General features: G+C 39.8%; 3 protein-coding genes and 1 pseudogene. 3 read left to right on the plus strand and 1 reads right to left on the minus strand.

Annotation, left to right across the window (positions count from 1 at the left end):
* The 3 genes and pseudogenes from G622_RS26210 to G622_RS0115180 all read left to right on the plus strand — a co-directional run.
* Window positions 1–242, plus strand: a pseudogene (locus G622_RS26210) (IS4 family transposase); the annotation flags it as partial.
* 251 nt (window positions 243–493) lie between these two features.
* On the plus strand, window positions 494–8,581 hold the full coding sequence (locus tag G622_RS0115175) for an InlB B-repeat-containing protein (protein WP_026511409.1): 8,088 nt from the start codon (window positions 494–496) through the stop codon (window positions 8,579–8,581).
* Between the two features lie 258 nt (window positions 8,582–8,839).
* Complete coding sequence (locus G622_RS0115180; RefSeq protein WP_026511410.1) at window positions 8,840–10,384, plus strand: CAP domain-containing protein; 1,545 nt, start codon at window positions 8,840–8,842, stop codon at window positions 10,382–10,384.
* A gap of 125 nt (window positions 10,385–10,509) precedes the next feature.
* Here G622_RS0115180 and G622_RS0115185 read toward each other — a convergent pair whose 3' ends face one another.
* A complete protein-coding gene (locus G622_RS0115185) occupies window positions 10,510–12,390 on the minus strand; it encodes a PilZ domain-containing protein (protein ID WP_026511411.1) in 1,881 nt (626 codons plus the stop codon).
* Window positions 12,391–12,475 lie beyond the last annotated feature (85 nt).

Consider the following 12,475-nt stretch of genomic DNA (forward strand, 5'->3'; position numbering starts at 1 on the left):
TGATGCTTGCAGTAGAAAATCGCGAATCAGAAGATTCTCGAACTTTAGGCGAGTTGTTTGCATACTTCATGGATGAGGTGGCCGATGTAACATTCATCTATGCTTTTAACATCATTATGGAGATTTTCTCAAACATGATGATAGAAGAATTTGATCTCGATGAAGAAAAAATATCTTTAATGATAGACAAGTTTGTATCTGCACTTACACCATCCATGCAACGTCATCTTCAGGCAGCATGATTGGTACTTAATTGCCAATTTTTATTGAATTATCAAGGTTCAACCGCAGTTTTGTAACTGCGAAGTTTCAGTCTATTAATATGCTATTGACCTCAGAATATAACTGCTTAACAACTTTCATATTAGTTAAAAATTGTCAAGTACGAGTTTTGAAATAAATTGTGCATAATTTGTAAATTTTCTTGAAATAAAGTTTCGTATAATCTAAATGAACTATTATATTTATAATAATATGAAGGGGGAATTGCATAATGCGAAAGAACATTGCAAGAAAACTTGCTATGCTTCTGGCACTAGTAGTACTTGTAACGACCTTTGGGTCAGATTACAACAGTATAGGTGCCCATGCTACATCTGAAGCTGATATCCAGCAAGCATCCACTGAAAAGTATTCATCGCTTTTTACCGAGAATATCGGTGATGAGCAAAATGTTGAACAGGAGGCTCCGGCTGAAGAGGTCGTGGAAGAGCCTGTTCAGGATGAGGTTGTACAGGAGGAGCCTGTAGCAGAAGAACCTGCTCAGGAAGAGCCTGCACAGGAAGAACCTCAGGTACAGGAGGAGGTTCAGGCAGAGGAGCCTGTAGCCGAAGAGCCTGCGCAGGAAGAGGTTGTTCAGGAAGAACCTCAGGTACAGGAAGAGGTTCAGCCTCAGACAGAGGAAGCTGCTCCTGCAGAAGGTCAGACTTCTGAAGAGACCAAGACAGAAGAGGCTGCTCCCGCAGAACAGACTGCTGTAGAACCCGCTGCTGAAAATGCAGAGGAAGTTGCTCCTGCAGAAACACCTGCAGATCCTGAAGCAGTAGAGGAAGCTCCTGCTGAAGAGAAGGAAGAAGCTAAGGAAGAGGAAGAAGTAACTGTAGCTGAAGAGAAGTTAGTTACAATTTCTTATGCTACAACCGAAGGTGGTTCAGTTTCTGTTCAGAGTGAAGAAGTTGATGTTAATGCAGAGGATGCAAAATTCAACGGATCAACTGCAACAGCTGACGAAGGCTTCAAGTTTACAAACTGGACAGATGAGAGCGGTAAGGAAGTTGAGACAGATAAGACTTTTGTACCTTCAGATGCTCAGATAGTTGATGGTGCAGTTTATACTGCTAATTTTGAAAAGCTTGAGGAGAAACTTCCTGCACAGACTTTCGAAGGACAGGCCGGCGATGCTTCTGTATATGTTGAAGCTCCCGAGGGTGCTTTTCCTGAAAATACCCAGATGACTGTTACAGAAGTTAAGGATGAGGCTATCATTAATGAGATCAAGGATACTGCCAACGATGAAGTTGATAACTCAGAGCAGACAGCCATCGTTGTAGATATCTCATTTACACATGACGACATTGAAATTGAACCTTTAGCTCCTATCTCTGTAAAGATTACAAGTTCAATAGTAAGTACTGAAGAGGATACACAGGTAGTACATAGAGATGATGATGGAAATACTAATGTTATTGAAGCAACTATTTCCGATGATGCAGCTGAGTTTACTTCATCCGATTTCTCAATCTATGCTATCGTAATTGATCCGGATCCTACTGTTGTTACACCCAGACGTACTTACAAATTCACAGATTCAGACAGAACACCGTATGAGTTCTTTAATGAACTGGGTCAAAAAGTAGATAGCCAGATAGTAAAGAATGGTGACACACTTGCAGCAATTGAACCCCCTTATCATAATGGATGGGCGTTTATTGGCTGGTATTTAGTTGATGAAACAAGCCATGATTATACAGACACTAAGGTAGAACTCGGACAGGTTATAAATGGTATTACTGCCGATGAAACCGTTGAACTCAGAGCTAAGTATAAAGATCACTACACAATTACTTACTGCGATGAGAAGGGTACAGCTATTCATACTGATGATGTTGTATCAGATGATGGTACTTATAAAATTGAATGGCCTTATACACCTATGAGCCAGGATTCTGCTTTCCTTGGATGGAAGCCTACAAAGAATCCAGATGCCATAACTGTAATAACCGAAGGCAGGACATCACCCTTTGAAAACGGAACAGAGATAAAGGTCACTAAGAGCGTTGAGTTTACAGCTTATACTCCTAAAGGATATTGGCTTGTGTTTGATGAGAATGCTGCAGGCGCAAGCTATGTAGGACCTCAGTTTGTAGAGCTTGGTCAAAATACAAAAGATCCTACAAAATATAATAAGGATGATGCAGGTAACGACATACAAGACCAACCTATATGGCCTACAAGAATAGGATATAAAATTGAAGGTTGGTACACAGAGGCACCTTCAGAGCGTGGTGGTGAACCTGGCGGAACAAAATTTGTGTTTGGACAGCCCCTTTCCGAGAAGACTACTCTATACGCTAAGTGGGTTCCGGCTAATGAAGCAGATTATACAGTAGTTATTTGGCAGGAATCTCTGAAAACCAATGAGGATGGTTCAAAGGTTTACGCATATAAAGAGTCTTTAACTAAGAGAGGTATTGTTGGCAATGATGTTATCATAGACTTAAATCATACTGATTACAAGGCAGATATTGCCGGAACAGAGAAACAGTATATAGGCTTTGACCCTGATCATTATGACACAGGTAAAAAGATTAAGGCAGAAGGTAATACTGTAGTAAATGTATATTTCAACAGAATTGAATATAATCTTCAGTTTAGAATTGCTAAGATTAAGGGTAGTAATCAGCTTGAAATGTATCATTATGAGAATGATGATAGACATGTAAAGGATAAATTCGATGTTAGCATTATTCCTGGAGCAGTGTCTGAAGGAGGATATTATCTTTTTAAGGTAACGAAAAGATATGGAGATTCCATTAGTGATGTGTGGCCTCAGTATAGTGCCTTCACAAGAATGGAGGAAGTAACCGGGCTCAATATGATCAGCTGGATCCTCATGCCCACTGCAGGAGCAAGAACCGGAAGTGGCAATGGTGGAAATACTGTTAAAGGTGTTATTTCTACAATGGATGAGATGATTCTGGGTGATTGGAAAAATCCAAATGGTAACTACCTTAATGCCAGATATGATCCTGATCTTATATATGATTACACATATAGGATTTATGTAGAAAAGCTTCCGGAGGATACAACAACTCCTGCGGCACAAATAAGAACATATGAGGGCAAGGAGTATGTTCCTTACAAGTCAGGTTCAGAAACTACGATTGATGAAAGTACATTGGGAGTAAGATCCAGAGCTGATTTTTCGGGACAGCATCATCCTGATTATCCGGGATTTGAATATGAAAAAACGGAAAATGAGGAAAATGGCAGAGAAGGAAATGTACAAAAAAGAACTGTTTATTATTACTACAAGAGATTATCAGGTGTTGTAGCATACTATGATGGTCTGTTTGTAAATGGTCACGATGCAGAAGAAGATGGTTCTGAGGCAATAAATAATACACGTTTACTAGAATACGAGGGTAGAGGACATTTGTATGACAGTGATCCTATTCTATATGATGCGAGTGTAGGAAATAGCATTAAGGATACTGAAAAATACAAGAATCCCCCGTCTCGTGAAGGATTTATTTTTGATGGCTGGTTTACAGATGAACAGTGCCTGAACAGATTTACATTTACAGATAAAAATGGTCATGACCTTACAATGAGTAAGGATAACATCACTGTATATGCAAGATGGATCCGTAAAGAGTATCGTATATTCCTTCATCCGGATGTTCCTACAACGGAAACAACATATAAGGACAACTTTGAAGCAGCTGGTTTAAGTGCTTCCTTTAGGGTAAATTATGGTGAGAAAATTGAAGGTATTGATAAAGTAATAAGAGATGATAAGAAGCTGATAGGCTGGTATACAAAGACAGTTGTGGATGGAAAAGATGTCTATAAGCCATTCAATATCGAAGCCTATGCGCTTAATGATTCAACAGCCCCGGACACATATGATAAGTCAAGATCTACCGAACTTGATGCTTTTGGTAATTCTACAGAGAGTACAAATAAAGATACAAACCGTAGGTGGATATTAAATAGCCTTGATCTCTATGCTAGGTGGCGTGATGAACTTATTGGTGCCGATGGTATTAATGTTTATTACTATGTAGAAAATGGCACAAAGCAAATCTATGTGGATGAGACAAAAGATGTACTTTATGCAGATCAGGCAACTGCGACTGCACTTGATATTCCTTCAGAGTATGCTGAGATAACATCTGAGGATAAGATCTTCTCACATTGGGTTGTACAGAAATACAATAATACAACCGGCGAATTCGAAGACACAGATACAGTTGTAAAAGAAGGCCATGAATATGGTGTATTTAAGTCTGACGCTAAGAAGACAGATTTAAGAAGTTCAGAGACAGAAGATCCTAAATTCAGATATGAAGTTCATCTGAAGGCAGTTTATAAGCCTAAGAAGGATGATAATATCAAGACCACAAAGATTATCTATAATGGTAATGGTGGAACAACAAGTCTGGCTTCAGATGAGTCTCAGAATTGTACAGTAAATACAGATAAGACAACAGTAAAGTATGATAAGCTTCAGCTTAACACAGAACTTACGATAACAGATGCCGGCTTTACAAGAGAAAATTATGAACTTCTTGGATGGAAAAAGTACGAGCCTAACGCTGAGAATGTCTATACAGTTGATTTCAAGGTTGGAGATGTTGTTGGTGTTGATGAACTTCCTAACCAGAACAATACACTCTTTGGTGTTTGGAAGAAGAAAGAAGCATCATATATCGTTAAGTATTACAAGGATGAAATCGATCCTAATGATGAAACCAAGAACTGTGTAGGTGAGAGTAGCAAATTTACAGCTGAGGTTGGTACACCAATCAGGTTAGTTTCTGGTGACCAGGATGGTAAGCTAAATTATAAGAAAAATGCATTAGATAATCCTGATTACTATCTTGATGGTGTACAGCAGAATCCTGTTCCTTACGTAATGCAGGAAAGTACTTATAATCAAGATGGAACACCTGTTCCGCAGGTTATCAAGGTGCTGTATACTCGAAAGACAGCAACATATATCGTTAAGTATTACAAGGATGAAATCGATTCTAATGATGAAACCAAGAACTATGTAGGTGAGGGTACTCCTCATACTGCTGAGGTTGGCACACCAATAAGATTAGTTTCTGGTGACCAGGATAGTCAGCTAAATTATAAGAAAAATGCATTAGATAATCCTGATTATTATCTGGATGGTGTACAGCAGGGTGATGTTCCTTACACAATGAAGGAAAGCACATATAAGGAAGACGGAACACCTATCCCGCAGGTTATCAAGGTACTGTATGCTCGAAAGACAGCAACATATATCGTTAAGTATTATAAGGATGAAATCGATCCTAATGATGAAACCAAGAATTATGTAGGTGAGAGTGATGTTTATCCCGCTTATGTCGGAGAAGAAATCAGATTAAGTGAAGGTGATCAAGATGCTCAGCTAAATAATAAGAAGACTCGAGATGCATTAAATGATAATCCTGATTATTATCTTGATGGTGTACAGCAGAATCCTGTTCCTTACGTAATGAAGGAAAGTACTTATAATCAAGATGGAACACCTGTTCCGCAGGTTATCAAGGTACTGTATGCACATAAAACTACTTCTTACAGAATCGAATACTACAAGGGCAAAGAGCTTGATGGTGCAGCACATATTGAAGATGTGCAGGTAACTGATGGTAATGCAGGTGATGTTATTGAAGAAAAGGATATTAATTTAAATGCTAAGAAACCTGCAGGACATAAGAATGGTGAATGGATAGTTCCTACAGTTGATGGGGCAAAGAAACTTGTTTTAGACGTTGATTCAGAAAATAACGTAATAAAAGTTCTTTACAGACCTATAAAGGTAACTGTAAAGATTGAAGGTAAGCAGGTTGTAACCCAGTATAATGGTAAGGAACAATCTACAGATGATGACGATTTTTATAATGAAGAATTTCCAAATGGATATAGGGTTACGGTTGTCCCCGAACAGGGTTATGAGAGTGAGTGTAGTGTCACAGATGGTCAGATCGGACTTGCTGAAGGAGCTAAAGCTGAGGCACATGGAACTGAAGTAAATGATAGCCGCAATAGTGAATATCCTGATTACTATCCTATGAATCTTCATGGAACACCTGTAAATCCAGGTGATCCTGCATGTAGCTTCGTATGTAATAATCCCAATGGAGAGGATGTAACGTTTGAGCTGGTTGAAGACGGATGGCTTAAGATTACACCTGTTGAGGATTGGGTAGTTGTTACTATTCAGGGTAAACAGGTTACAACAACCTATAATGGTGAAGAGCAGAACACCAACATGTTTAATGTGGATGGCTTCGAACCGGGTAAGGGTTACAGAGTGGTATCAATTAAGTATGAAGATGGCAGAGATGTTGTAGGACTTACAGCAGATGATATTGCTCTGGTTGAACCAGGAACTGATATTGCAAAGGGAACTGAAGCAAATACACCTGCGAACATTGAATATCCTGAGCACTATCCTATGAATCTTCGTGGAACACCTGGAACGTCTGATGGATCCGAAGTAAGTGATGGTAATGCAGAAGTTACAGATGGTAATGCAGAAGACCAGACGTGTAGCTTTAAGAATACTAATGACAGGTTCTTAGATGTTAAGTTTGTTGTCGAAGATGGATGGCTTAAGATTAATCCTTCCAACGAGAAGATTGTTGTAACAATTACAGGTAATAATAATACTGTTTACTACAATGGCAAGGAACAGTCAGTAAAGGGGTATACAGTAGATTCCATCACAAAAGACGGAAAGCCGTTTGATAAAATTACAAAAGAAAACATTGTTCTTGTTAAAGAAGGAACAGATGTAGCTAGCGGAACAAATGTTAAGCGTACTGCTACAAAGGCAATTGATAAGTACATGATGAACCTTCATGGAACACCTACAGAAACGGATACAGCCGAATGCAGCTTCAAGTGCATAAACAGTGACTTTAATGATGTAACTTTCATTGTTCATGATGGATATCTTGTGATCAATCCTCTTAAACTGACAGTAAATGTTGTTGGTAACAGAGGTGAAGAAGTCTATGATGGCACTGAGAAGAAGGTAACTGGATATACTCTGAATCTTGATTCAACTGTAAGTGATGGCAATGCAGAAGTCACAGATGGTAATGCAGATGTTTCCGGTGGAAATGCAGGTACAACTCCTGATGCTAGTAAGTTCTTCGATGAGGGCAAAGTAGTATTCACAGGAGAAGCTGTTGCTAAGGGTGTATTACCTGATACTTATCCTATGGGACTTACAAAGGATCAGTTTAGCTATAGCGATGAAAATATTGATGTAGACTTTGTTGTAGTAGATGGACAGCTCATTATCAAAGACAGACCTGAAACTGATAAACTCCATGTGGTAGCTAAGACACCTGACAGGACCGAGATGTTTAGCGGCAAGACATGGGTTGGAACAGACTTCGACTACACAGTTGAGGGATCAGTGATTGTGCTAAATCCTCTTACAAAAGCTCTTAATGCTATAGGAGATGTATTTGGTAAGTTATTTGGACTTAATGCAAATGCAGCGAATACAGGTAAAGAGATAGAGATTAAGGGTAATAAGTACACTGTATCTGGACTTAGAGTTGATGTTACTGCAAGAAATGTAGGTCAGTATGATCTTGTAATTGTAAATGAGGGATTCAAGGTAGTTGACGCTGCAGGAAACGATGTAACAGCTCAGTTTGATGATCCTGAACTTATAAATGGTAAGTTTACGATTACGCCTAAACCGATTGAGCTTAAGTCAGATTCAGCTTCAAAAGTTTATGACGGAACACCTCTTGTAAGCCATCATGCATCAGCAAGTGATTCATGGGGTATAGGAGATGCAGTTACATACAACTTTACAGGATCCCAGACAGATCCCGGGTCAAGTGAGAACAAATTCAATGCAGTTGAGGCAACTGCTCTTACAGACTTTAGAAACTATACAATTACTTATGTATTTGGTACGTTGACCGTTACAGCGTCTTCAGATAGCGAAAATCCTCCTAAGAAGGATGACACGCCGAATGTAACACCTCCTAAGGGTGATGATAATCCGCCGGTAGATAATCCTGAGAAGGAGAACAAGAAAAAGAACAAGAAGACAGATACTCCTCCTACACAGTATGATGACAGTAACAATGACAACAATGATAGTGCTGTAAACAATACTACTCCTGCAGACCAGAGACAGGTTCTCGGAGCAAAGAGAGAGCAGGGTGAACAGCCCGGAGTACTTGGAGCAAGACGCGGAGGTACTGAAGATAATACAAATACTTCAAGAATATTTGTTCTTCTTATCGCTGCAGGCGCAGCTGCTACACTTCTTGCATTAGGAAAAAAACGCAAGAAAAATGATGAGCAGTAAAATGAAACAATTTTATAGCTTTTAAATTCAGATACCCTCGCCGTTTTGCGGCGAGGGTATCTTTTTGCGAAAGCTTCAGAGAGTTTAGGGGAGCTTGCTTACGGAAAAGTGCTCGAAGGATGAAGGAAAATGCTGTAGAATGTAAACTGAGTTTTGATAAATCTTGCTAAATCTATTTTTGTGCAACAAAATAGCTGTAAAAGTTTAAGCTGGACAAAATATCAGCAGGATGTAAAGAAGTTTTATGGAGGATTTTGAATGAAGAAAAGGATTTTTGCAGTAATCTCAGCTGTCACTGCATTGGTTATCGGTTTGTCGCCAATTTCAGGATTAGCTACCAGAGCTGCCAACGATAGCAGGATTAAAATTGATGTCACAGGAACTTATGAACAGACTACGGCCAGGAAAATGCTTGAAGATATCAATGCATTTCGTACCGGAAATGATGCCTGGTATTGGAATGAGAGCAATACGGAAAAGGTACAGTGTAAAGATCTTAAGGCATTGGAATATGATTATGAACTTGAAAAAACTGCAATGCAAAGAGCTATGGAGATAGCAGTTTATTTCAGTCATGAAAGACCTAATGGTACAGACTGTTTTACTGCATTTTCGCCTACTAATGGATTTGTTGGGGAAAATTTAGCCTTTGGATATTTTTCGGCAGAGGAGGCCTTTAAAGGCTGGCAGGAAACGAATAACCCATTTGTGGGGCAGGGACATCGCAGGAGCATGCTTGACCCTTGTTTTACCTGTGTTGCAATAGGACATGTAGTACGTGATGGTGTTGACTATTGGGTTCAGGAATTTCGCTCTGTGAATTTACAAAAAACAGCAACTAATGTCACCAATGCAACCAAAAATGTGAATGTAGAATTTCTTTTATCAAAGCTTAAATACAAAGCGACTCCTTCATCTATTAGAATGAAGTACGGGGATAATTATGATCTGAGTAATGTGAAAGAGTCTTTATATTGTGAAAATGATATAGATTTTCGCAGTGAAAAGCCATCGATTATTACAAAGCCGATTGATAACTTTTCGGTATCGGATAGTAATGTGCTAAAGGTAGACGGAAGTACACTTAAGGGTGTAGCAGCAGGTTCTGCGAACCTGACAGGATTACTTTCAGATAGAACAACGTACAGCATTCCTGTTAATGTCAATGCAGTTTCGCTGTCTGGAGCCACTGTTTCTTCAATAGGATATCAGGAATACACAGGTTCTTCTATTACACCGGCATTTACTGTTACGTTAAACGGTAAGACGCTTGTAGAAAATACAGATTACACCGTCGAATATTCGAATAATGTAAACGAAGGCTATGGGAAAATTACAATTACAGGAAAAGGCAATTATTCCGGAACAAAAACCACAAGCTTTGTGATATTAAAAAAATGCACAACCGGTAATAATTCTCAGGTTATTTTCAGGAATCAGGGCTATAATGATGGATCACAAAGCGGATTTGTAGAAGATGGTAGTGATGAGTCAGATTTAAAAGAAAAGAAGTCTGTAACTGCCACAAAAGTAAAAAGCTTTTCTCTTACTAAAGGTAAGAAATGTCTTACTGTAAAATGGAGCAAGGTATCCGATGTCAGTGGATATGAGATTCAGTATGCTAACTCAAAAAGCATGGATGGAGCAAAGATAAAATCTGCGAAGGTATCAAAGAGTAGCCTTAAAATCAAAAAGCTTAAGTCCGGAAAGAAATACTATGTCAGAATCAGAAGTTATAAAAAGGACGGAGAAGTGAAAGTTTATTCAGCCTGGAGCAAAATTAAAAAGGTAAAGGTAAAATAACCGAGGTACTTATAATACGAGTTACAAGCAAGATTGCGAATGATATTTGAAACTATCATAGAAATATATTAAGGCTGCCGTTCAGTTTAATTCTGATCGACAGCCTTTTGCTTATTTGCTTTTGTTTATTCATTTTTACTGATTCTCTCAAGCTCGATGATATCTGCTATCTGTTCGGGAGAGAGGAAACCATCATTCTGTTTTGGTAAAAACAGGCCTTCATCTATGGCATTTCCACTTTGGTTAAAGTATCCGTCATAGTCATCAGGAAAAGCTCCGGGATTCTTGGATATTTTCTTATTTCCCAAAGATGGTGCCCTATCAGGAAGTGAAGCGTTGCTCTTTGAGAAATCATTGGGTATCGAAGCGCTGGTAGCATGTATGACGCCACTTGCCCTTGATATGCCTGTCTGAACGGGCTGCTCCTCTGAAGCTTTTGGTTTAGTGTTCTTTTGCGCAGCATTTGAAGGGCTGTTATAAGCATCCACAAATCTCATCTGATGACCGCTTGCAGAGGAAGTCATTGAGCTTGCCTGCGGAATGGTATTGGCATTTATGTTGTTATCAGTGAGCTTTGTCTTTTTGCGTGGCTTCGATGAGCTGCCGGATGAACCGATGAGACTCTTAAGCTCATTCACATCACCCACAATTGATGAGATGAAATCAAGTTTCTTCTTAGTCTGCTCGGACGGATTGAAGTCTCTGCCTTCCAGCTCTGCAAGATCTGCAACCTGTCTCTTTGAAGTCTGGGTTGCTTTACCCGGTTGTTTCTTTAAATCATCCAGAGGATTAGCAGGCTTTTTGGGATATAACTTTTTGGCCTTAACCGGGGTTCTGTCCTCGATGGCTGCCAGTTCCTCTTCGTATTGCTGGTCAGGATCCTGACTGTCAAGGGACTTTGTAAGCTCTTTGGGTTCAGGGACATTCATGCCGGGCGTTCTATCTTCGATGAAAGTAACTTCTTCGAGATCCTTCTCTGCAATATAGGAGGGCTGATTTGCCTCATCTTCAATAGGATTCATGTCTGCCACGCGGTTGGCTCTGGCAAGCATGATTTCAGCTTCACTTCGCTCAGGGATAAGATCAGCTGCTTCATCCGGTGACATAAGCTGTGGCTCAAGATTCTCAGGAGCATTTTCTTTTTCAGGAGGAAGCTCCTGGTAAGTCTGCTGTTCCTGATAAGCGAGAGCAGTCTTTTTGGAAGGAAGCTTTTCATATTTGGAAGTTTTCTCCGTATCTGCTTCATCCTTTGAGGAATCATTGAGTTCCCACTTCCCTGAGTATTTATTCTTTTCATAATCTCTGGAAGCAGCAAGCTGAGGCACATAGTTCACAGGAATCTTCTTGCCGGAAGCGATGCCTTCATCAGGAGATTTGGCAGTATCGAGGATGTCGTCGACCTTGATGCCGAGCTTTTCCTTCTTCCTGCTGCGGATGAGAGTTACGAGATCTGCCCCCATGGAATCCAGTGTGCAGCCGATAGCCGGTTGATCGTTCATGGTGAAAATGCGGACTACCGTAGCTTCGCAGGCATAGAAATGGAAATATGCAGGATCATATCTGAAGGAAGCTATGACGTGATCTCCCACCTTAACAGAAGCATCTTTGTCAAGAATGAATGCGATTCCCCTCATGGAAATATCATAAACAAGAGCATTTCTGATGTCTTTGCTCTCACCGATCCTGATAACTCCGAGTCTGTCTATGTCGTAGCGCTCGGCAGCTCTGCGGTTTATGATTTTCCCTTCATCGGTGCATCTTATGAGATGGAACTTCCCATACTTTGTCTCGACAGGACCAATGCGATTAGCTTCGAATTCGTAGGACCTGCCGTCTCTCTTATTTACCGCTATGATCTTAGACGGACCTGAGAAGGTCAGATCCTCGTCAAAGTAGGTAAGGGAGTCAACAAGAAGCCCATCACTGACGCCAACTTCCGCCTTTGTAATAAGGAGAATGCCGTGACCGTTGATGGATGCATGAATTTTTATTTTTGAATCTTTCATTATGTCCTTTAGTTTCATATAAATATTTTATAACAACAAAAATACCTTCGCAATTACTAAAGGAAAACAGTTTTTATCCGATATA

It is taken from the genome of Butyrivibrio sp. LC3010 (genome assembly GCF_000424385.1).
Classification (GTDB): Bacteria; Bacillota; Clostridia; order Lachnospirales; family Lachnospiraceae; genus Butyrivibrio.